Genomic DNA, 20035 nt, shown 5'->3' with positions numbered 1-20035 from the left:
TTTTCGCTTTCAGGGCGAAATACTGGATAAAAACCCATGTGTGCGCGTGCCCAAAATTTTTCCTCTATCCCTCGGCGGTGCGAAAAGGGATAGACAGGTGGTGTTGTAATCGCAGGCTGGCAAGACCTGGCGCCGCCCCGGGGGTGGCGGCTGGCCGCGCCAGCGCGCCGCGCGCCGCTCCCCTGCTCCCCTGCCGCTCACCCCTGCCGCGCCAGCACTGGCCAAGGTGGCGCGCGCCGCGCCGCACCTCCTGCCGCTTGATGCGTGGCGCTGGCGCTGGCCGAATCGGCGCGCCGCATCCCTGCCGCTCCTGCTCCTACCGCACCAGCTGCCGCGCCGCTCGATTGACTGCCGATCCGCACCAGCGCGCGCCGTTTGATGCTGGCCGAGTCCACGCGCGCCGCTCGACCTGAGCACGCGCGCCACCTCCTGCGCCGGTATGCGCTGGCCGAGGTGAGCACGCGCGCCGCGCCGCTTGACCCTGGCCACGCTGGCGCACCAGCACCAGCACCAGCGCGCGGCGCATGGCTGCCTGACTCGACCCGGGCGCGGAGTTCCAGCGCGCGCCAGCATGCAAGCATGCGATCTCGAGCACGCGCGCCGCGCCAGCACCGGGCCCGGGCATCCCTGCCGCGCGCTGGCCGAGTGCCTGCCGCTTGATGCTGCCGCGCGCATGCCGTGCCGTGGCTGGCGTGGCCCGGGTTGCCCGTGGCGCGCCGCTCCTGCGATCTCCTGCCGCGCGCTGGTGCCTGCCGCTGGCCGAGTGGGGACGCCACTCCCTGCACTGGCGTCCCCACTGCAAGCCATGGCAAGCCGCGCCGATCCGCAGCGCTGGTGCCTGCGGCATCCCGCCACACTGCGCCAGCGCTGGCCGCTCCTGTCGATCCATGCCGCGCGCGCCACGCTGGGCCCAGACGCACGAAAGCCCGGGCAAGCCGGGCCATTGGGGGGCACAAAAGCAAAAGCCCGGGCTGTCCCGGGCTTCGCTGCTGAGGTGAGGTGACGCTAGACCAGCGTGAGGCACCCGATGCGCACGGCGTGCATTATTCGCTTCGTCTCTTCTTCGTCGTCCCGCTCAACTGCATTCAGCAGCGGCATGCACCACTCCGGGATGCGGTACGGTACATGCCGCTTCTTGCCGTCGTTCGCTTTGCGGTACTCGACCATGCAGGCATCGGCCACCATCTTCTTTGCGGCCAGTTGCCATGCGGCATAGGTAGTCGTCAGTTCCATGGCTCACCTCTCACAGATCAAAAGCCGGGTCATATTCAAACTCACATGGCCAGAATTCACGCCATGCGCGGCCATCGTCCAAAAGGACAAAGACCCGGCCATCCTCGACCATGTACGCCCCAGCAAAGCCAGCTTTCACCTCCTGCTTTGCGTGCTCGATTGCTTCGCCGATAGTCATGGCGCACCTCACATCCCAAAGTGTGAATTGAGAATCCCGTGCTTCTCGGCGCGCGGGTGGTCCGCATCAAGCCGCACAGTACCGAACGCATAGAACACTGCGCGCGAGTCCATTTCTTCCGCTTTGGCGCGGACCATGTCTACGCGCGCCAGCGCTGCAGCGTGGTTGTCCACGAACGGGCCCAAGAGCAGCCCTACGCGCTGACCATCGACGACGGACACGAAGTAGGCGCCCGGCTTCGTGTCGGGTTGCTGCCCCTGGGTTTCGGCAGCGTGGGTGTAGTTGGCAATTGCTGGCATGGCTTGCACCTCAGACCAGTTGCGCCGCTTGTTCCATCCGCGTGGCGGACTTGAGCATCATTGCGGCGCGGTGCCTCAGTTCGCGCGCGGACAGCATGAGCGAAAGCGCCGGAGTCATGCCCTCATGCACTGCCGCGCCGCAAGTGAAGACCGGCGATTCGTACTCGACGTGAGCGCCATTCGCGAGATGCAGAACGCGCGCGGTCATGTCCTGCGGCGCGGCAGCCACGCAACGGACCTCCTCCTCATGCAAGCCGGTCATGACATCACCGGGCTTTGCGGACTTGAGCCATTCGCAGACCATTTCCGCATCGGAATTGACTTCCAGCATCTGCGCCAGCGTGAAGAATTCACCGGCGATGAAAAAACGGGTTTCCATGGCTTGCACCTCAGTAGTGGGCAATCGGCAGACGGCCGCCGTTCGCCTTCCGCTTGAAATAATCCGATGCTTCGCCTTCCGCCATGCCGAAAAGCACCAGCGCGGCCAGAGCGGCGCCGATGCAAAGCCGCATGGCCAAGGGCTCACGCCAGTGGATACCGGCGAAGATGGCCAGCGCAAGGAAAGCGGCGGCGCCGATCAGGTACGCAATCACTGCGCGGCGGCTTTGCTTCAATGCTTCCATGGTCACAGCACCGCTTCAAACTTCGCCCACGAAGGCACGTCAGCCGCTTCGTTCACGTCGTGCGCATACACACTGAGCACGAGGTATTCACCCGTCGTGCGGTCGGTAACGGCGATCTTGAACCACTGGCGCATGGCGACTCCAGACCCAAAGCGCGCGCAGGCCGGTTGTTCGGCTTGGCTTTGTTGGCGTGCTTCGGTTTGCATGTCTGTAGAATAGGCGGTTGGCATGTAATGCACAAGCCCTGTTACCCCTCGAATGAGTGGCGCGCGCCAGCCTGCAGCGCGCTACTAATAGAAGCGGCTGCGCCAGTGGTGCAGCGCTGCCGCATGCGCGCCGGTCGATTGATCGGCGCGCGCTGCCGCATGTCATGAGCACTCCAGGGCATGGGCCCGGGCAGATGGCGCGGCGCGCGCTGGTGCGAGTGCTCGACCTGCCGCACCGCAGTGGCGCGGCTGCGGCATGGCGCACGCTGCACTCGACCTGCAGCGCTGGCGCGGCGCGGCGGCGCGCGCTGGCGGCGCTGGCCGAGATCGACCCGGGCGCCCGGCGCAGCTGGTGCCGTCGCCCCGGCGCTGGCGCCAAGCGGCGGCCGGCTGCGCCGCACGGCCGGACCCCTTCCCGGGGTTTCACAACCCCCTGCAGCGGAAACGCCCAGCGCGCCGCGCGCCTGGCGCACCCCCTTTCCCGGTTTTGCGGACCCCTTCCCGGGAATTGAGACCCGGAAAAGCAAAAGGCCCGCGCGTGGCGGGCCTGGCGGGTGAGGTGGCGCAGCGAATCAGGCGCCCAGCTTCACCCCTTCCGGCGGTTGCATGTCGAGCCAAAGCGCGCAGTACGGCTCCGGGTGCGCGCGCTGGGCGATCTCGTCGGCGTGGGCGCGGACCCATTCCAGCGGCTGCGCCACGGTGACGCGCAGCACCAGCACCGAAACCGTCCCGGGGATGTTGAAACGGCCCGGGTTGTCATGGCGCCGCAGCACGGAAAGCCAGTAGGTGCGTTCCATGGTCACTCCCCTGCCATCTCGTTGACGGTGCGGTAAATGATCGACTGCCAGCAATAGGCGCCGCCCCAGGTGTCAGACAACGGGCTGACGCGGTCCGCGCGCCCGGCGCGGTAGTCGGCGACGCTGGGCCGGTCCTTCTGGCCATGCTTCTGTGCGGCGGCTTCGATGGCGCGCGCCAGGAGCGCATCCGAAATTTCCCGGTGCTCGAACACGTATTCGGCACTGCCGAAGGTTTCGCCCCACGGGCTGCGGCTGTATTCGTAGCAGTCCGTCATGCCGTCGAAATGCCCCGCCTTGAAGCGGTGCGCGATCTCGCACACTGCCGCGGCCGTCGGGCCATCGGTCCACCGGACATTGATGCTGCTATGGTCGCACCGCACCGAGAATTTGACCCGCGGGAACGCGGTTTTCAGCATCTTGCGCAAGTTCGCGGCGGCCGTCTTGGAATACTGGCCGACCTCCAGGTAAGGGAATTCCTGGCGCAGCCGCGTGCACTCGGCCGCAAAGCGCGCCGCGGCTTCGTCGGCCTTGGCCTTTTCGCTGGCCTTGCGCATGGCGGCGCCGGCTTGCAGCTCCGCCACCTCTTCAGCGGTGAGCACCAGCGGCAGCGCGTGGAAGCGGGCGCCCGGCTTTCCCTCTTCGCCGGGGTGCTTGATGCTGAGCGGCGACACGGCGCGCCACTCGCGGCCGTCCTTCAAGATGATGTCCAGCGCCGCATGACCGCCGAAACCCTCGCGCACGGCCACCACGGCGCCGCGGCCCGGGGTGTTGGCCATGTCGCCGGTGTATTCGATCCCCAGTCCGATGACGTTTTGAGCGTCTGCATTCATGGTGCGTGGTCCTTTCAGATGGCGCGCCGTGCGGCGCGGATGGCGTTGACGGTCGAGTGAATGAGGGCCGCGGTTTGCAGCCTGGCGGCGATGCCGCCGCAGTGGCGGGCATGGATCAAGACGTTTAAGGCGTACTCCAGAGCCATTGACGAAAGCGGCGACATACGACCTCCACGAGGTGCGCCGGGCGGCGCGTTGATCGGATGGCTAAAGATTAGGCGTTTGGCATGTTTAACGCAATGCACTCATTTGTGTGCCATGGTCTATTGCGCATTGCATGCCGTTCGCCTATTCTGTGTTCACGCATCAAGCGAACCCGGCGCCGCAGGGGTGCCGACACAGGAGGTTTTGCCGTGAAAGTGACCGTGATACTTAAGGGGCTGAGTCAAGCCTTTTACGCCGGTAGCGCAACGCTGCCCGCCTTCGATGCCATGGACCCGGCGGCCAAGTTCCAGTGCTGCCGCGAGCTGGTGCGCGCCGGCAACGGCCGGACCATGCAAATCGGCTCCGGTCAGATGCGCGACGCGGCCGAGTTGAACCAGCTGTTGTGCGGCCCCGTCGCCATCTCGTGCACCGTCGAGCCGCGCCGCGGGTATCGCCTGGCCGTCTTCGATATCCGCAAGGCGTGAGGCGGCGCATGCAAACCCCCTTTTACGTCGAGCGCGACCGCGTCAACGCCACCCGCGCCGCGCTGCCCGCCCACGCGGACCCGGAAACGCTCACCACGGCCCGCCATGGCGTGGACTGCTTTGCATACCTCGTGCAGCGCGGCGAGCGGCTTTCGCTGGCCGCTTTTGCCGACCGCATCGCGCGCAACTACTCGACGGCGAACCCGCGCACGGCGGCCGTGATTGCCGCGCTTCGCGCTTGCGCCTGACCCCTTCCGCATCAACCGCCCAGGAGTGCAGACCATGCCGAAATTCCACCTCCGCAACCCGGACGGCTCGCGCGGCGATGCCGTCGAGTATTTGCCGCTCGCCGTGGACATCGACGGCACGCCGGAAGCGCTGGCGCTGCATCGGCCGGACAAGCAAAGCGAATGGATCGTTTCCGATCCGGCGAGCGGCGCGCGCGTGCACCGCTTGTGGGGCACTTACAAGGGCTGCCCCTGCACTAGTGCGCACCTCACGCAAAGCGCCGCCGCGATGGCCGCGCGCGCCCAGGTCGCCGACCTGGCCGACCGCGTCGGCGTCGAGAAATTCCGCGCCACGCTGGCCAAGGCCCGCAAGCGCTACGGCACGACGGCTGCGGCCTGATCCCTTCCCGCCCTTTCGTTTCCACCTCAACCCGTCGCGCGCCGCGGCGGCTGCCTTGCAGGAGATCGCACCATGGCCAAGACCTACGCCTTTCGTTTCAAGGCCCAGCGCGCGGAGTTTTCCGCCCACTTCGTGACCATGACCTTTGGCCCGGGCTGCACCTTGGCCGAGGAAACCCGGGAGATGACCTTTGCGGAAGCGCTGGAGTACCTGCCGCGTTTCAGCGCCGCCGCGCCGGGCCCGCATGTGGCCGATCTGCAGATGGCGAACCGCAACGACCGCAAGCCGGCCGGCTTCGACAAGGCGACGGCGCGCGGGGTGCACAAGACCACGGCCTAACCCCTTTCCCCGGTTTTCCGCTCCCCACTCACCCGGCGGCGCCACGCGCGCCGCTGCAGGAGGCTTCGTTATGTCCGCACAGGACCTCATTGCACGCATCAAGGCGGCGGCCGAGGTGGCGCCGCTCACGCGCCCGGCGCCGGAAGCGCCACGCGGCCACGCGCCGCGCCGGCCCGCGACCGACTTCGTCGCTTTCGAGTACACCGACGCGCACGGCACGCGCGGCGCATTGCGCGTGCTTGACACTCGGCCGCGACTCCTGGCGCTGGCGCAGGAGGTGCAGCGCAACGCGGCGGCCTTCGACGGCAAGGCCCGGCGCAAGCCGGCGGCGCGCACCGTGCCCACTGCAAACCCCCTCACCACGGCACGCGCGCTGCTCAAGACCGGCGCCCGGATTGAAGCGCTGGCCGCGCTGGAGGGCCGCGGCGGCGCGGTGTTTTTCGGCAATGCCCCCGTTCCTGCGCTGCATCAAGTCGTGCAGCGCGTCGAGCACGAGGGCCGGCGTTGGGTTATCACGCGCGGCGCCGACGATGGCCATATCTACATCATTCACGAGGCGTCCGGGCTGGCGGCACCGAACCGCGACAAGGGCGCGCCGCGCACCGTGGCGGATGCCGTCGCGCGGCTGGAACTGATACACCGCGACGAATTCGAGCAGGGATACCGGCTGCGGATGATCCGCGCCATTGAAGAGGCGGCCGAGTATGACCAGCGCGCCGCGCGCGCCGCCTTCGAGGCGTGCGACGGCTTGAGCGGCGACGCGGCGAAGTCGGCCGCCTTCCGCGCCTATCACGAAGCGCGCGCCATCGCGGCGCAGCACGAGACCACCCAGGAGCACGAAGCCGCGGACCCGGCTTCGGTGGAAAGCGGCGCCAGTGCGCCAGCCCCTGCGGTGGAAAGCGCCGCACCGGCCGAGATCGCGCAGGAGGCGGCGCCCGCTCCGATGGAAAGCGAAGCCGCCACGCCGCCCGGGCCCGCCACGCTTTACGCGCCCGGGCGCCCGGTCACTTCGCTGGTTCGCATGGCGCGCGAAGCGGCGGCGCAACTGGCGCGCGAGATCCGCGCCGCGGGAGACTTCACGGATGGAGGCATCCTGCGCCATCGCGACGGCCAGCGCTGGGCATTCGTGCTGCCCGACGTGGGCGGCTGCGGCCGGTGGCGGATTCAACGATTCGACGCGCGCGGATTCTCCGGGCACGAGTTGCACGCCGACATGGCGCAATGCGTGCGCCTGGCCGTCGGCGAGGGATTCACCACGCGCGACGATGGCGCGCTAGACCGGCTCGCGACAACCGCGGCTTTCCAGCGGGGCAACTTCGCGGCCGACCTGATCCGGCGGATCAACGCGCGCGAGCTCGACCACGCGGCAGCAGATGCGCTCCTGGCCGAATATGACGCGGCGCAGGCGCCACCCCCTGCGGCGGAAACGGCGCCCGGCCCCGCTCCGGTGGAAAGCGCACCCCCTGCGGCGCAACCGCCAGCGCCAGCCGCGGACCGCGCCGCCGTGGATGCGTTGATCGGCCGCGCCATCGCATGGCTCGCGCACGTCTGGGGCATCGCGGCGCCGCCGACCGTGGCCGACTACCGCGCCGGGCGCTGCGCCACGCGCTACATGCACGCGGGCGCCGTGCCCGGGTGCGGTTACAGGACCTGGGCTGACGACATCGCGGAATGCGTGGCCACGCTGCAGCGCAACGACGGCGCGGACCTGGCAAGCCGGGTAGCGCGGGAGCGCACCAGCGCCAGCGCGCCGCCGGCTCGACGGGTCCGGGTGCGCCACGCGGCGCCAGCCTGGCCGCGGCGCGCGCGGCTCGCGCAGCAGCTGGTGCGGTGCGCACGCATCCGGGCGCGTTGCGGCACGGCAGGCATGCGAGCGGCACGAGGGCTGCGGCCCGTGGCGCTGGGCGCGCAGGCGCCACCGGCCAGCGCCAGTCGCCCCCCCTTCACCCCTTCCCGTGAATTGAGACCGCCGCGCGCAGCGGCGGCAGGAGATCGCACCATGCCCGACTCGACCCCCTACGCGGTTTTCCGCCACGACGGCCAGGCCGTGACCCTGCCCACCGTCGCCGACTTCTGGCAAGCCGAGGTTTCCGCCGAGGCCTGCGGCTGCGGCGCCTGCCTCAACTGCCGCGCCGTGGCCCATGTCCGCGCCACGCGCCGGGATGCCGCCATCACCGCATGTGGCGATGACCCCACGCCCGAGCAGCGCGCCGCCTGGTGCGCGCAGATGCACGCCGCGCTGCACGGCACCGGCTACGGGTGCGAATTCGACCCCATCGGCGACGACGCGCTTTTCATGGACCCGGACGGCGACTTGATCGGGCCCGAAGACATGCCGCCGCACGTGCGCGCCATCTTCGACCGCGTCGCCCGGGCCCAGGGCAACGCCTGACCCGTACCCCCTTCCGCCGCTTTGACAGGAGCCCTAGACCATGGACAAGACCGCCAAGCCCGCGCGCCAGTTTTCGCACCTCGGTGCCGCCTGGTATGCGCACCACGTGCGCGCCGAGGCCCGCATTCACGACGAGATCACGCTGACCGTGCGCACCCCGAAGGGGTCCGGGGAAATCGTCCTGCAGTGGCGAAAGCTCGACCGCGGCCCGGCGCCGTGCCTGCGCGTCTTCCACGATTCCTGGGCGGCGCTGGCGCAGTGCCCGGACCTCCTCGCGGCGGTGGCCGAGATGGACGGCCGGGACGTGACGCCGCAAGCCATGTGTGACGTGCTGCTGGCGCTGGGCTTCGTTGACGCCACGCCGCGCGAGATGCTGGCCGCGCACGGGTTCTGAGCCTCGCCCCCTTCCCCGCCTTTGACACAGGAGCCCCCACCATGACCGCCACCGGCGAAGCCTTCACCGTGAACCTCGGCCCGCTCGTCGCTCCCATGCCCTACCGCGCAAGCGCCCCCGTGCCGCTGCGCGAGGGCGAACGCGCCGTGTCGTCCGAGATCCTGCCGCGCAAAACGAAGGTGCGCGGCTACGACCAGAAGACCTATGACCTGCCGGCCACCGTCTGGGCTTGGCGCGTATCGGCGATCCGCAGTGCCGACGGCCGCGTTTACTCCCGGCTCGAAGCCATGACACAGGACTACGGACGCACGCCAGCCGGCGAAGTCGTCGGCTACTTCACCGAACTGCGCGGCCACGCGGCCGATGCTGTCGCCCGCATCGCCCCGGGCGTCAACGCTGCGGCGGTGCGCGCGTACCGCGCCGCGCTGGCGCAGGCCGATGCACCGGCCGCGTTGTTCTGACCCCCTTCACCGCTTTTGACAGAAGCCACCATGCACACCACCGCCCCGCAATCCCAAGCTGCCCACTACGCAGGCCATGCGCCACTGGACATCACTGATGACGTGCGCCGCGCGCTGGAATGGCACGCGGCAGCTTTCGGCGATGTCACGCCCGTGGAGGACATCAAGATCGAGGCGGCGCACTACGACGCAGCCGCCGGCCTGCTGGCCGTGACCGGGCGCAAGCCTGACGGGCAACCGCTGGAGGTGCGCGCGGCCTACTGGCTGCCGCTGGACATGGGATTCGGCGACCAGGCAATCGCGCTGGCCGAGTTCGCGGCGCAGGCCGTGGCCGAGGCCGTCACGGAGTTCTGTCCCCTTCCCGCCGTTTCACAGGAGCCCGCCATGAGCAACCCCTGGTTTCGCAACCACTACCGCCACGACGAATGCCCGGAGGAGCCGGGCGTGGAGTGGTCCGACGAATGGGACTGCATGTGCAACGACGAATGCCCAGCCTGTGGCACGAAGGACATCGAGCCGCACGACTCCGACGACCTCTCGGACGCAGCGCAAGCGCTGGCCGATTGACATCCCCTTCCGCTTCAGGAGAACGCCATGGAAATCACACTCGCCGATCTGTGCCGCGAAGGCTACTGCGCCGCCTTCGCCCTCAAGTACGCCGACCGCATCAGCGGCGCAATCCACGAGCTGCCACTGTGGAAGCAGGCCGCCCCGCACGAGAACGTCCACGCATCGTTCTACGAGCCCGCCACGGGCTGGACGCTGACGAGCGGGGAACTGCGCTGCACCGTGGCCACGCCCGCGGGCCTCGCGGTCGAGTCCCCGCCGCCGGGGATTCAGGTCAAGGCCATCGACGGCGGCGTGGAGATCTCGATGGAATTCAGGGTCGCGTGCCAACGAGAGGCCGGGCTTTCCGATGCGCTGGCCACGGCTTGGGCGCTGGGCGATGTGCTGGTGGCGGGCGCGCCCTTTCGCTTCTACCGGCACCGCCTCGCGCGGGCTGCTGCCGGCCTGGCTATCGCCTAACCCCTTCCGGCGCTTAACAACAGGAGCCAGCACCATGGGCGCAGCAGCAGAACACCGGGGCAATGCCCTGATCCGCCGGCAGACCGATGCGCAAGGCGAAGCCCGGCGCACCAGCGAGGACACCGCGCGCGCTCTGCAGATTGCCGAGGACTGCAACGAATTCACCCGCCAGGCGCTGGCTTACCTCGCCGAGCCCCGCGGCCTGCGCCAGCCCACCGTTGAGCGCGCGAAGACGCGGCGCGGCTGGACCAAGCGGCATGCCGCGCTGGTGGCGGCGCACTGCGCGTGGGTTGATGCCGACTCGCGCGACGCCACGGCCTGGGGCTGCGTGTGTGTGCGGCGTGCGCAGGCCGCGCATGCGCTGCTCACGTTCGCCCTGGGTAGCTGGACCATCCCCGACCACATCAAGGTGCCGCGCGCGGCGCAGTGCTGAGACCCCTTTCGCGCCTTTGACAGGAGAACCCGACATGCAAACCCTCATCCCTGGTCGCTTCCACCTCACCGCCGACGTGCCAAACCCGGCGCACGACCGCCGCGCGCGCAACGACTGGACCCGCAACGCGGCCACCTTCCCGGCCGGCATGGTGTTCATCGTTGCCGAGCACGCCAACTGCCCGGGCCTGATGTGCATTTGGCCCGAAGGCCTGCCCCGCGCCGATGGCTGGGGCTCGCTGGCGGTTGACCCGGACGGCAGCATGACCAGCAGTGGTGCCTATCGCGGCTGGCGCTGCGTGCCGGCGCTCATGGCGCACTTCGAGCCCGCGCCGGCAGCGACGCCCGAGCCCGCCGAACCGTGCGGCCAGGTCGAGACGCTGCGCGCGGAGCTTCAGCGCGCGCATCGCACGCTGCGCAAGGGCGGCTATGACATGACGGGCATTGATGCGGCCATCGCCAGCGCGCGCAACGTTTGACCCCTTCCATCGCAATCCGCACCCCCTCTGACGCATTCAGGAGCCCCGATCATGCAACCCACCCTCACCGAAGCCCAGCGCGCCAGCCTGAAAACCGCCTGGGACTTCCACCGCGCCGGGCAATGCCTGTACCGGATCGGTGAACGCACGGCGCAAGCATGGAAAGAAGGCGTTGCCCAGGCGCTGGCCTTCACCCCTCCCGGGGAATCCAGCCCGACGCCGGCCCAACTCATCGACATCACCCAGGATGTGCGCACGCTGCTCATGGGCGGCGATGCGCGCCGCACCACGGTCCGCACCGAGCGCTCCAGCTATGACTATTTCGATGCGCCGGCCGCGGTGTTCTTCGACCCGAACACCAGCACCATGCACGCCTGCGGCTGCCGCGTTGCCGAGGTGCAAGCACCCGAGGGCTTCAGCAAAGCCCAGTTCTTGGCCGCGATTGAGCCCATCAGGGCAATGAATGGCGCCGACGGCGACCCCCTCTATGCCATTCAGTGGTCGGGGTCCGTCATCGAGGTTTGGGAGGTGTACGGCATGTACTGGACGTACCGCCCGCCCGTGGGCCTGGGTGGCATGGGCGCGCTGCACCTAGCGCTGTGCGAGCAGGCAGAAAAGCGCCTGCTGAACGCAGGCGACGACGACCTCGGACAAGTCGCCGCAGACCTGGCCGAGCGGCTGCATGACATGGCTGCGGCCATGGACGCCTGACCCCCTTCCGCCGCTTACAGGATCCCCGCCATGCTCATCGGACACCTCGCCTGGTACGCCGACGCCTGCCACGCCGCGCCCTTCCACGACCCGCGCACGCGCGCCAACGTGCTTGAAATCCTCATGCCCGACCTGGCGCGCGAGCGCCGCGAGGTGCTGCAGGCCGCGGCCCAGGCCCGGCGCGCCGCCGGCACGCTGCCCGCGGAACTGCGGCGGCTGCTGCTCGAAACCGCGCGCGCCTGCCGCCGCGCCATGCAGGCCGCATTGCGCCGCGCCGGTGTGCTCGACATCACTGCCGATGCCCGCGCTCTGGCGCTGGACGACGGCCGCGCCGAAATCTACGCCGCCCACTACGACCCGGCCCGGGCACTGCTGACCGTCGCCGGACGGCGGCGCGACGGGCGCGCACTGATCCTGCGCGAGGCGTGGCATGCGCCGCTGGACCTGACGCCGGGCGAGCAGCACCAGCTGCTGTGCGAGCGTGCCGCGGATGCCGTGGCCGAGGCTGTGGGTGCCTGAAGCCCGACCCCTTCCCGACCTTTCCGCACCCCCCTTCCGCATTTAGGCGCTTGGCGACATACTGCGCCCACCCCTTGCAGTGGAAACACGAATGCCTGCCCTACAAGCCCCCGCGCGCCCGCGCGCCGACGACATCCCCGAACTGCCGCCGGGCACGCCGGAAGCCGTCGAGCGCCTGGCGCGCCAGCACAACCTGACAGACGCGGGTGCTGCGGCGCTGGTGCGGCTGCTCGACTCTGTCAGCTTCACGCGCTACCGCACCGGCCTGCGCGCGATCCCCGCGGCGACTCTGGAGATGCTGCTGCTGCGCCTGGACCGGCACCCGACGCTGCGGCTGGCCTGGCGCGACGAGACGCGCACCGAGCCGCACCCGGAGCGCGACCTGCCGGCGCTGCCTCCCTGTGACGGCGCCGCCATCGAGGCGCTGGCGCAGGCGCACGGCCTGAGCAACGCCCAGGGCGCGCGGCTCATGCGCATTGCCGACCCCAACACCTTCAGCCGCTACCGGCGCAGCGGCGGCGTGTCGGCGCAGCGACCGCAGCCGGCGGCGCATGAGCTGCTGCTGCTGCGGCTGGGGGAGCACCCGTCGTTGCGATTGGTTGTGAAGTCATCCGAATGAATGAATCTAGGGGCTTGTGGTTTTCATGCCATTCGCCTAATATTCATCCATCGCCTCACCGCGATTGATCCCCGACAAACCCGCCGCAGCGCGCGGCACGCTTCCCAGGAAACCAGCCATGAAGATCGAATTCATCGCCACCGCACAGACCATGGGCAACGCCACCGAAGCCGATGCAGCCACCTGGGCGGCCTACGTGGCAAAGCGGCTGCGCGAGCAGTTCCCGGACGCCGAGGTGTCCGCGCGAGCTGACAACCGCCTCAGCAATGACCAACTGTTCGTGGATGGCGACAGCGGCTGGGATGACGGCTTCGGCGTGCGGGACTTCGTGCAATCGCTGTGGGATCGCGAACTCGACAAGGCGTTTCCCAACGCTGCGCCGACCTACACGATTGCCTGCCTCAAGAGCACCGGGCTGCTGATCGCCTGCGAGCCCGACGGCTCCGATATGGAGGCCGCCATCGTGGCCGAGGAGGGCCGCGCCAGCGCCACATTCGACCGCGACGACATCGTGACCGTGGAGGGTCTGACGCTCACGGACGAGGAGCGCGACGGCGACGAGACGATCTACAGCGGCACGCAGCTGGGCTGGCTCATGGACAAGGCGGGCCGCTCCTACGAGTACGCGGTGCGCCGCGGCTGACGCACACCCGGCGCGCTGCGCCAGCGTGGTGCGCCTTGACTGCCGCACAGGCAGACCCTTTCCCGCACTTCCCAGGAGCCCCTATGCCCGACCTCTTCAACATCCTGTCCGGCTACATCGAGCAGACCGGCGACATGCTCAAGGACCGCGCCGCCGTCGAAGCCGCGCTGCACGACACGGACAGCATCGACCGCTACGCAAGCAACGGCTGCAACTGCGAACTGTCCACCGATGCCATCGAGCGCATCTCGGCCGTGGGCCTGGCCTGGCTGCGCGACGTGCACGAGGGCAATGGCGAGTGGGACCGCATGCAGCGCGAAGCGCGGGCGGCGCTCGAGGCGCAAGAGGCCTGACCCTTCCGCCTTTCACCGGCGGTCCGCGCCGCCGGCATCGTTGCAACTTCGCAGGAGATTCACCATGCAAGACACCTGGCAGCCCGTCGGCGGCATCAAGGAGAACCCCGGCACCTTCAGCAGCGGCGATCGCATCATCCTCGTGGAGCGGCGCGCCGATGGCGTGATGCGGCGCACGGTCACGGACATCACCGGGCGCGACGACACGCAGACCCGCTACACCGGCGATCCGCGCGACCAGGGCGGCCCGTACCCGCCCGATGGCGTCGTGTCCTTCCGCTCGCTGGACAACGCCACGGCCCACTTGCAAAAGCGCAAGGAGGCCGAGCGCGTGAAGGGCGTGCGGTGGACCTGCGGCGCCGTCTCGAAACCGGCCGCCAGCGTTGAGGAGGCGATTCGGGCGGCGCAGCAGGAAATGCGGTGGGCCGGCGACGGCGACGGCGGCAGCGCGAACGTCTGGGTCGATGGCGTCCTGGCCGCGGGCATCGAGTGCTCCTACAGCACCGGCTGGGCGTTCAAGGTCGAGCGCCACGGCCAGTGGGCCAAGAGCGCGGGGCGCTGAGCCCCTTCCCGTGCAACCCCTGGCCCGGCCGCCCGCCGGGCCGACCTCTTCCAGCGCAACGCGCGCCCCGACCCATGGAATTTTTCACCCCTCAACCTCCGCTCGCGGACTTCCCCATCGCCGGCACGCCGCTCCGCGCCCTGGTGCTGCGTGGCCCGATGTCGCTGCTGGCCTACATTGGCGTCCCGCTCGACCACTGGGCCGCCGGCACTGATCTGGACTTCAGGTGCCATTGGGGCATCACGTTTGAGGGCGAGGGCGAGGGCATGATGCGCCCTGCCGGCTGGTACTGGTGGGGCTGGGACTACGGCCACTGCACTGATGTTGTGGACCTGCCGCCGCTGTCGCCGGAGTGGCAGGAGCGCATAGACGACTTCCGACGTGCACTGCTCGAACACTTCAACGATTGGCGCGAGGATCGCGGCCTTGAGCCGGTGACCGGCTTCACGCCGATGGAACAGAAGCGATGGACCGCCGCCGAAGTGGTGGAGGACGTGATGGATGTCGCCATGAATGTCAAGGCAGCGCTGGAGGCGGCCGAGGCTGGCGCTGCCGCCCTCTCCGGCGGAAACGCCGACTCTTAACGCTCATGCCCTTCGCCCCCGACCCCCTTTCCCGGCTTCGCCTCGTGCCCGGCCTTCGCTTCGCAGACCTCGCGATCAAGCGCGACCCGGTGAGCTTGGACATCAGCTTCAACGTCGCGCCGCTGCAGGCATTCGCGCAAGGCAACGGCCTTGACCTCGCGCAGGTTGATGCCGGCGACGTGATGGAGCGCTGGTATCGCCTGCACCGCGAGGCCGGCGGTGCGCCGGATGCGGTGTGCGAGGCGATCGGCCTGGAGGTGCGCAGCGACATTGGCCGCCCGGCCATCGCCGCGGCGATGCAGGCCCGCGCCGCGCTCAAGGGCGTGGAGATGGCGCACCCGGACCTGTGGAGGCGGCTCGACGTGGTGCGCGCGCGCCGCGGCGAGATCCCGAAGACCACGCGCGAGGCCATCTGGCCCGCGTGGTGCTTCATCCCGTCGCATCTCGTGCTGCACGAGATCGAAGCCGAGTTGCGCGCTCGCGGCATCAGCGCGGCGGATGCCGTCAACCAGGCCACGATGCTGACGCTGCTGGGCGCCTGGCGGCCGTCGCAGGGCGTCTACCGCTTCGACCCCGACGTGTACCGGGCGCTCATCGACACCGAGGTCAGGGGCGACATCCCGCACAACGTGCTGACCCGGCTGCCGGAGTGGTGCGTCTTCATCGAGACGCCGGGCATGGATGTCGGCCAGGGTGCGCCGGACCCGCTCACGGGCGCTTTCGTCGGCCTCGATCCAGGCCATGCGCCGGGGCAGCCCGACACCCATCCCCACCTGCTCATCACGTTCCTGGCCCGCGACACCCTGGACTCGGTCGCCATCGCGCTGGGCCCGTGGTCGTTGCCGGAGTGCGTCGAGCGCGCGGTGCGCCAGTTGGACCCCGGCTACACCCTGCCGCCCGAGGCGCTGGCGCGCGTCATGCGCCAGGTCATGCCGATCCTGTCGCTCACGTTGTACCTGTGCACCGACGCGCCGGACTTGGGCGGCGAGATGCCGCAGCGGCCGGAGCCGGTGAAGACCAAGCGGGGGCCGCGCCTCTTTCCGCCACAGAAGCCGCGCGAGTGGGACGTGGCGGTGCGCATCGGTGGCGCGATCCGGGCAGCGCATGCAGCGCGCCGCGAGCCTGAAATCACCATCGACGGCAGCCGGGCGCCGATGCGACCACACGTGCGAGCGGCGCACTGGCACGGCGTCTGGACCGGCCCGAGAACCGGGCCGCGGCGCTTCAAGCTGAACTGGCTGCCACCGATCCCCGTGAACATCGAGGACCCGGCGAAGCTGCCGACGGTCATCCGGCGCGTGGCCGGCGAGGCTTGACCCCCTTCCGGCGGTTTGGCACCCGTTCAAGGCTATTTGCACAAGACGCGCAGATCAGTTCAAGCTTAGTTGCACAGCACCCCTTCCAGAGGATTTACGCCATGAGCGACCAGCCCGAAACCGACGGCGCCGCGGCGGTGGAAATTCGGATCGAGTGGCGCCTGAACGGCCTGGCCGGCGGCTGCCCCTGGCGCCTGAAGACCGACGCCGTGCTCGCGAGCTTCGAGCGCCAGGTGGCGATGTGCTGCGCAGAGTTCGGCGAGGGCACGCACTGGATCGCCGAGCGGCCGGCTTGACCCCTTCCGGGCGATTCCGAGCCGCTACGCCTCGCGCCCCCGCAGAAAGTCCCGCATCGCCCGCTCGACCTCGGTCAGCATCTCGCCCATACGGTCCAGCAGGTGGTGCGCAAAGCGCCGCTCGGAATCCGTCTCGCCCAGCGACTCGCGCACCAGGCCAGTTCCCTTGCAGGCGCCGCACGAGCATTGCGTGAGGTGCCCATAGCCCGCCTCAGCCTCGGTGCGCTTGGCCTTCTTGCCGCTGGCGTGCTGAAAGACCAGGCCAGTGCCGCCGCAGGCCGCGCACCGCGGTGAAAGCCACGCCTTGAGCACGCGCCCGACGATGGCCATGACGCCGTCATCGTTCGGCAGCGGGTTCGCCGCCATGGCCTCGCGGACCTGCGCCGGCCGCGCGTGGTGCGGTAACCCCTGCACCGGCCATTTCGACGCCTGCGCCAGCGCCCAGCGCCCCAGCGCCTCTCGTGCCGCGGGCAAGGTCCGCAGCTTCGTCAGCATCATGGCCTGCTCGCTCACGGCGGTGCCGTGTGCCTCGCGCTGCTGGCGCCGCAGGGATTCGGCGAGCTCGACGGCTCGCGACGCATCGCGCCCCGGCGCCTTGGCCAGCGCCTGCTGCTCGCGCGCCAGGTCCCGCGCCGTCTCGCGGATGGCGACCTCGCGGGCCTCCTGCCAGCGCAGCGACAGCGCGTGCTGCGCCTTGACGCTGTCCCACTCCTGCGCCAGACGCAGCAGCAGCGGGCCGAGTTCGGTGATGCGCGCCGGTGCGACAGCGCCCGGCACGGGGATCTCAAGCGCAGGGATCGGCGGCAGCCCCTGCAGCCGGCGCCGCTGCTCGACTCGGCGCAGGCGCTGGCGCTCCACCGCGCCGCCGGCGACCCAGCCGGCCACGATGAAGCGGTCCACCGCGCGAAGTCGCTCCGCGTGCGCTTCCAGGTGCGTGGAGTTCATCGCGACGACGTACTGCTCGCGGATGCTGGGTTTTTCGTCCGTCACGTACTACTCCGGTGGTTTCAGATGTCCAGGGTCACCCGCACGCCGTCCAGCACATGCCGCGGGCGGGAATCACTCAAGAAGGCAACGGCGAGCATGCGGACCTCGATGGCAACCGGCTGCAGTCCGGTTGCGGCCTCGAAGTCCAGAAGCTGGCGCTGGATGGCGGTGGTCAGCCGCTGCTCCAGCGCGGCGCGGGCTTCGCGCAGCTGCTGCACGGCGATGGGCTTCGGTGCGGCGGCCACGGTCAGCCCTGCTTGCCGAAGGCGCCGGCCAGGATGTCATCAATGGCGCCAGCCATCGGCCCGCTCGCGCGCGCGGCGGCCTGCGCCGGCTGGCGCTGCTCGTGGAGTTGCTGCTGCAGCCGCTCCGCCAGGTCGGCCAGCGCGAGCACGTCCATGGCCATGCGGTCGGTATTCACGCGGCAGCCGTCCAGGTGGCGTTGCGCGCGGGCTTTCATGTCCGCAACCGTGTTCACTGGCCAGCCCCTTCCTTTTCAGCCTGGATCGCACGCAGGAAGTGCGGCGCCTCAATGGCCACGGCCCCGTGCAGCGTCTCGCGCAATGGCTCGGTCCGGGCCGCGTTCAACACCAGCTTGCCGCGCTCGTCGGTGACGTAGCGGACCAACAATCCCCGCTCCTCGTCCGCGGTGACGACCTCGCTGCGCTCCGTGCCGTCGAGGAACACGCGCACGCCCATGTGATTGCAGCCATCGAGGAAGTCGGGGTCTTCGGGATCGACGCTCAGGCGCATGCTCGGCCCTCCTGCGCCTTGCGGATCGCCTCGGCGACCTGCTCGGGCGTTTCAGCGACCCAGACCTCCTGCCCGTTGGCCAGGATCAGCGTCGTGCGGCTGGAGTCTTGGGTGCGGTGCCAGCGCACGATCTGCTCGGCCACCATCCACGGGTCGGGCATGTGGGGTGCGTAGCGGGTGAACTTGATGGGTGTCATCACCGCTCCCAGGCCAGCTTCTCGGTGCGCCACTCCCGCCGCCGCGCCTCGCCGGCAAACGGGCTCTCGCCGAACAGGTCACACAGCCGCACGAAGTTGGCCCAGGACAACCCCTCTTCCGGGTTCGTCTGCACGAAGCGGGACTGCTGTTCTTCAAGCATGTCCGGCGTGTCGTCCAGGATGGCCCAGGCTTCGACCTCGGGGTGCTCGGCAAGCCAGTGTGCGATCTCGTCGCCGCGGCAGCCGCACAGGCTCGGCGTGCGGTCGATGATGGGCAGATCGAGCGCCTTGGCCGCGTCCTTGAAGTCGCAGAAGTTGCGCCAGGCCGAGGACAGAACGAACTGGATGCCGGCGCTGTGGCTCAAGCGGCGCAGCAGCGCCAGCGAGACCTCGTCCCACTGCGGGTGGTGAAGCTCTTGCGGGTAGCCGCCGAAGGCGACTTGCGTGCGGGTACTGTTAACCACTCCGTCCAGGTCCAGAAACACAAGTCTGGTCATCGCGCCTCGCCCTCCTGCACGCCATGGAACGCAGCCACGATGAGCCGGCGGACGAAGGCGATGGCTTCGCGCCTCTGCTTGTCGTCAAGGTCGATGATGGCGCCGTCTTGCACCGTGCCCGGGATGAAGCCGGCCACAGCCAGCGGGTGGAAGAGATCCCATTCCCAGCCGCTGTTGCCGAACGGCCGTTTGCCGCTGAAGCACTCGCCCTCGTCCCACAGGGTTTCCAGTAGCCGGCGCAGGTAGTCGCGCACGGTAATGCCTTCGCCGGCATCGCTGTCGAAGCGAACATCCAGCGCGGCCAGAAGCCCCTTGTCGGTCTGCGGCTCGGGAATGGGGGCGTACTGGACGCCGTCGATCAGGACTTTCATGGTTTCCTTCTCAATCACTGCTGCAAGACGACGAACCGCTGTCGCTGCTGCTCGAACTGCTGTCGCTCGACGACCAGCTGCTGCCGCTGTCGTAGCGGCTGGAGCAGGCGTCGCCCGGTGACTCCCACCGGCTCGATGCGCCACCACCGCCGAAGGTTCCGCCCATGCTGCTGGCGAAGGTGGCGACCGCTGGCGCGGGTGCCGGAGCCTCGCCGAACTCCACCAGGCCGCGTGCGCTGCCGTAGTCGCCGGCTGCGTCCGCATCCCTCGCCCGGCTGGCGCTGGCGGCCGGCTTGGGTGGCTCGCCCGGATTGCGCCGCGGCGGCGCCTGCACCGTGGCGCGCTTGGGCGTCGAGCAGCCGCCGCAGCATCTGGAGCCGGCGGCGCAACCCTTGGCGGCCGGCATGGGCGGCGCCTGCGGTGCTACGGTCCTGCGCGCCAGCGACGCCGCGCTGTCGTGGCGGCCGACCACGCGCGGCAGCGGGTGGATGCTGCTGGCCGGCGGCTCGCGGCGCGCGGGCTCCATCGGTTGCGTGTCGAGCCAGGACGAATGCCCCCACACCGGGTCGCCTGGCGGCGCCGGGTCGCGGCGGCGTCCGACAAAGGCGCCGATGACCCACAGCGCCAGCGCCGTGGCAAGGAACACCAGCACGGGAAGGAAGTAGGACCATTCCATGGCTTG

37 protein-coding genes are annotated in these 20035 nt (G+C 69.5%); 20 read left to right on the top strand and 17 right to left on the bottom strand.

The annotated features are described in order from the left end of the window. Nucleotides 1-1005: 1005 nt before the first annotated feature. From FJ694_RS10100 to FJ694_RS10065, 9 genes are all read right to left on the bottom strand, one after another. A complete protein-coding gene (locus tag FJ694_RS10100) occupies nt 1006-1233 on the bottom strand; it encodes a hypothetical protein (RefSeq protein ID WP_157266582.1) in 228 nt (75 codons plus the stop codon). Nucleotides 1234-1243: 10 nt separating this feature from the next. After that, nucleotides 1244-1411 (bottom strand): hypothetical protein, encoded by a 168-nt coding sequence (locus FJ694_RS10095; protein WP_157266580.1) that lies wholly within the window; start codon nt 1409-1411, stop codon nt 1244-1246. 8 nt (nt 1412-1419) lie between these two features. Then, the gene (locus FJ694_RS10090; protein ID WP_157266578.1) at nt 1420-1710 is read right to left on the bottom strand and encodes a hypothetical protein; all 291 of its coding nucleotides are present in this window, start codon (nt 1708-1710) and stop codon (nt 1420-1422) included. Between the two features lie 10 nt (nt 1711-1720). Beyond that, nucleotides 1721-2089, bottom strand: a complete 369-nt coding sequence (locus FJ694_RS10085; protein WP_157266576.1) for a hypothetical protein — start codon at nt 2087-2089, stop codon at nt 1721-1723. Nucleotides 2090-2099: 10 nt separating this feature from the next. After that, nucleotides 2100-2333, bottom strand: a complete 234-nt coding sequence (locus FJ694_RS10080) for a hypothetical protein (protein ID WP_157266574.1) — start codon at nt 2331-2333, stop codon at nt 2100-2102. Between the two features lie 2 nt (nt 2334-2335). After that, nucleotides 2336-2467: a hypothetical protein gene (locus FJ694_RS37585; protein ID WP_259373159.1), complete on the bottom strand. Its 132-nt coding sequence runs from the start codon at nt 2465-2467 to the stop codon at nt 2336-2338. Nucleotides 2468-3111: 644 nt separating this feature from the next. Further along, the gene (locus FJ694_RS10075) at nt 3112-3336 is read right to left on the bottom strand and encodes a hypothetical protein (RefSeq protein ID WP_157266572.1); all 225 of its coding nucleotides are present in this window, start codon (nt 3334-3336) and stop codon (nt 3112-3114) included. A gap of 2 nt (nt 3337-3338) precedes the next feature. Beyond that, nucleotides 3339-4166: an LPD29 domain-containing protein gene (locus FJ694_RS10070; protein WP_157266570.1), complete on the bottom strand. Its 828-nt coding sequence runs from the start codon at nt 4164-4166 to the stop codon at nt 3339-3341. A gap of 14 nt (nt 4167-4180) precedes the next feature. Then, nucleotides 4181-4330 (bottom strand): hypothetical protein, encoded by a 150-nt coding sequence (locus tag FJ694_RS10065; RefSeq protein WP_157266568.1) that lies wholly within the window; start codon nt 4328-4330, stop codon nt 4181-4183. A 189-nt stretch (nt 4331-4519) separates the two neighbouring features. Here FJ694_RS10065 and FJ694_RS10060 point away from each other — a divergent pair, with 189 nt between their 5' ends. The 20 genes from FJ694_RS10060 (at nt 4520) to FJ694_RS09965 (ending at nt 16548) form a co-directional block, all read left to right on the top strand. Continuing rightward, nucleotides 4520-4795: a hypothetical protein gene (locus FJ694_RS10060; protein ID WP_157266566.1), complete on the top strand. Its 276-nt coding sequence runs from the start codon at nt 4520-4522 to the stop codon at nt 4793-4795. 8 nt (nt 4796-4803) lie between these two features. After that, complete coding sequence (locus FJ694_RS10055; RefSeq protein ID WP_157266564.1) at nt 4804-5043, top strand: hypothetical protein; 240 nt, start codon at nt 4804-4806, stop codon at nt 5041-5043. Nucleotides 5044-5077: 34 nt separating this feature from the next. After that, a complete protein-coding gene (locus FJ694_RS10050; RefSeq protein ID WP_157266562.1) occupies nt 5078-5422 on the top strand; it encodes a hypothetical protein in 345 nt (114 codons plus the stop codon). 72 nt (nt 5423-5494) lie between these two features. Next, nucleotides 5495-5761, top strand: coding sequence for a hypothetical protein (locus tag FJ694_RS10045; protein ID WP_157266560.1), 267 nt, complete (start codon nt 5495-5497; stop codon nt 5759-5761). Between the two features lie 70 nt (nt 5762-5831). Continuing rightward, the gene (locus FJ694_RS36670; RefSeq protein WP_198320786.1) at nt 5832-8153 is read left to right on the top strand and encodes a hypothetical protein; all 2322 of its coding nucleotides are present in this window, start codon (nt 5832-5834) and stop codon (nt 8151-8153) included. Nucleotides 8154-8193: 40 nt separating this feature from the next. Then, nucleotides 8194-8547: a hypothetical protein gene (locus FJ694_RS10035; RefSeq protein ID WP_157266558.1), complete on the top strand. Its 354-nt coding sequence runs from the start codon at nt 8194-8196 to the stop codon at nt 8545-8547. Between the two features lie 41 nt (nt 8548-8588). Then, nucleotides 8589-9008 carry a hypothetical protein gene (locus FJ694_RS10030; RefSeq protein ID WP_157266556.1) on the top strand — a complete coding sequence of 140 codons (420 nt, stop codon included), beginning with the start codon at nt 8589-8591 and terminating at the stop codon, nt 9006-9008. A gap of 30 nt (nt 9009-9038) precedes the next feature. After that, complete coding sequence (locus FJ694_RS10025; RefSeq protein ID WP_157266554.1) at nt 9039-9575, top strand: hypothetical protein; 537 nt, start codon at nt 9039-9041, stop codon at nt 9573-9575. Between the two features lie 27 nt (nt 9576-9602). Beyond that, the gene (locus FJ694_RS10020; protein WP_157266552.1) at nt 9603-10034 is read left to right on the top strand and encodes a hypothetical protein; all 432 of its coding nucleotides are present in this window, start codon (nt 9603-9605) and stop codon (nt 10032-10034) included. A 34-nt stretch (nt 10035-10068) separates the two neighbouring features. Continuing rightward, entirely contained in the window at nt 10069-10467 is a 399-nt protein-coding gene (locus tag FJ694_RS10015; protein WP_157266550.1) for a hypothetical protein, read from the top strand. A gap of 34 nt (nt 10468-10501) precedes the next feature. Further along, entirely contained in the window at nt 10502-10945 is a 444-nt protein-coding gene (locus FJ694_RS10010) for a hypothetical protein (RefSeq protein WP_157266548.1), read from the top strand. 51 nt (nt 10946-10996) lie between these two features. Beyond that, on the top strand, nt 10997-11656 hold the full coding sequence (locus FJ694_RS10005) for a hypothetical protein (RefSeq protein ID WP_157266546.1): 660 nt from the start codon (nt 10997-10999) through the stop codon (nt 11654-11656). 30 nt (nt 11657-11686) lie between these two features. Then, nucleotides 11687-12175, top strand: coding sequence for a hypothetical protein (locus tag FJ694_RS10000; RefSeq protein ID WP_157266544.1), 489 nt, complete (start codon nt 11687-11689; stop codon nt 12173-12175). A 91-nt stretch (nt 12176-12266) separates the two neighbouring features. Next, nucleotides 12267-12794, top strand: coding sequence for a hypothetical protein (locus FJ694_RS09995; protein ID WP_157266542.1), 528 nt, complete (start codon nt 12267-12269; stop codon nt 12792-12794). A 118-nt stretch (nt 12795-12912) separates the two neighbouring features. Then, the gene (locus FJ694_RS09990; RefSeq protein WP_157266540.1) at nt 12913-13437 is read left to right on the top strand and encodes a hypothetical protein; all 525 of its coding nucleotides are present in this window, start codon (nt 12913-12915) and stop codon (nt 13435-13437) included. A gap of 83 nt (nt 13438-13520) precedes the next feature. Beyond that, nucleotides 13521-13790: a hypothetical protein gene (locus FJ694_RS09985; protein ID WP_157266538.1), complete on the top strand. Its 270-nt coding sequence runs from the start codon at nt 13521-13523 to the stop codon at nt 13788-13790. Nucleotides 13791-13854: 64 nt separating this feature from the next. Beyond that, nucleotides 13855-14352, top strand: a complete 498-nt coding sequence (locus FJ694_RS09980; protein ID WP_157266536.1) for a hypothetical protein — start codon at nt 13855-13857, stop codon at nt 14350-14352. Nucleotides 14353-14426: 74 nt separating this feature from the next. After that, on the top strand, nt 14427-14936 hold the full coding sequence (locus tag FJ694_RS09975; protein WP_157266534.1) for a hypothetical protein: 510 nt from the start codon (nt 14427-14429) through the stop codon (nt 14934-14936). 44 nt (nt 14937-14980) lie between these two features. Further along, the gene (locus FJ694_RS09970; RefSeq protein ID WP_157266532.1) at nt 14981-16252 is read left to right on the top strand and encodes an AcrVA2 family anti-CRISPR protein; all 1272 of its coding nucleotides are present in this window, start codon (nt 14981-14983) and stop codon (nt 16250-16252) included. A gap of 101 nt (nt 16253-16353) precedes the next feature. Beyond that, on the top strand, nt 16354-16548 hold the full coding sequence (locus FJ694_RS09965) for a hypothetical protein (RefSeq protein ID WP_157266530.1): 195 nt from the start codon (nt 16354-16356) through the stop codon (nt 16546-16548). A gap of 24 nt (nt 16549-16572) precedes the next feature. Here FJ694_RS09965 and FJ694_RS09960 read toward each other — a convergent pair whose 3' ends face one another. The 8 genes from FJ694_RS09960 to FJ694_RS09925 are packed head-to-tail and all read right to left on the bottom strand — an operon-like array spanning nt 16573 to nt 20029. Continuing rightward, nucleotides 16573-17538 carry a hypothetical protein gene (locus FJ694_RS09960; RefSeq protein ID WP_157266528.1) on the bottom strand — a complete coding sequence of 322 codons (966 nt, stop codon included), beginning with the start codon at nt 17536-17538 and terminating at the stop codon, nt 16573-16575. 17 nt (nt 17539-17555) lie between these two features. Then, nucleotides 17556-17780, bottom strand: a complete 225-nt coding sequence (locus FJ694_RS09955; protein WP_157266526.1) for a hypothetical protein — start codon at nt 17778-17780, stop codon at nt 17556-17558. A 2-nt stretch (nt 17781-17782) separates the two neighbouring features. Then, nucleotides 17783-17995: a hypothetical protein gene (locus tag FJ694_RS09950; protein ID WP_157266524.1), complete on the bottom strand. Its 213-nt coding sequence runs from the start codon at nt 17993-17995 to the stop codon at nt 17783-17785. A gap of 14 nt (nt 17996-18009) precedes the next feature. Beyond that, nucleotides 18010-18288: a hypothetical protein gene (locus tag FJ694_RS09945; RefSeq protein ID WP_157266523.1), complete on the bottom strand. Its 279-nt coding sequence runs from the start codon at nt 18286-18288 to the stop codon at nt 18010-18012. Then, entirely contained in the window at nt 18279-18485 is a 207-nt protein-coding gene (locus FJ694_RS09940) for a hypothetical protein (protein WP_157266522.1), read from the bottom strand. Before FJ694_RS09940 ends, FJ694_RS09945 begins: the two co-directional genes overlap by 10 nt. Further along, nucleotides 18485-18982 carry an HAD domain-containing protein gene (locus FJ694_RS09935; protein WP_157266521.1) on the bottom strand — a complete coding sequence of 166 codons (498 nt, stop codon included), beginning with the start codon at nt 18980-18982 and terminating at the stop codon, nt 18485-18487. The genes FJ694_RS09940 and FJ694_RS09935 overlap by 1 nt, the downstream gene beginning before the upstream one ends. After that, nucleotides 18979-19353 (bottom strand): hypothetical protein, encoded by a 375-nt coding sequence (locus tag FJ694_RS09930; RefSeq protein WP_157266520.1) that lies wholly within the window; start codon nt 19351-19353, stop codon nt 18979-18981. Before FJ694_RS09930 ends, FJ694_RS09935 begins: the two co-directional genes overlap by 4 nt. A 10-nt stretch (nt 19354-19363) precedes the next feature. Then, entirely contained in the window at nt 19364-20029 is a 666-nt protein-coding gene (locus FJ694_RS09925; RefSeq protein ID WP_157266519.1) for a hypothetical protein, read from the bottom strand. Between the last annotated feature and the right edge of the window lie 6 nt (nt 20030-20035).

The sequence above is a fragment of the Azohydromonas aeria genome (assembly GCF_009760915.1).
In the GTDB taxonomy this organism is placed as follows: Bacteria; Pseudomonadota; Gammaproteobacteria; order Burkholderiales; family Burkholderiaceae_C; genus Azohydromonas; species Azohydromonas aeria.
This window is presented reverse-complemented; position numbering and strand designations above follow the sequence as displayed.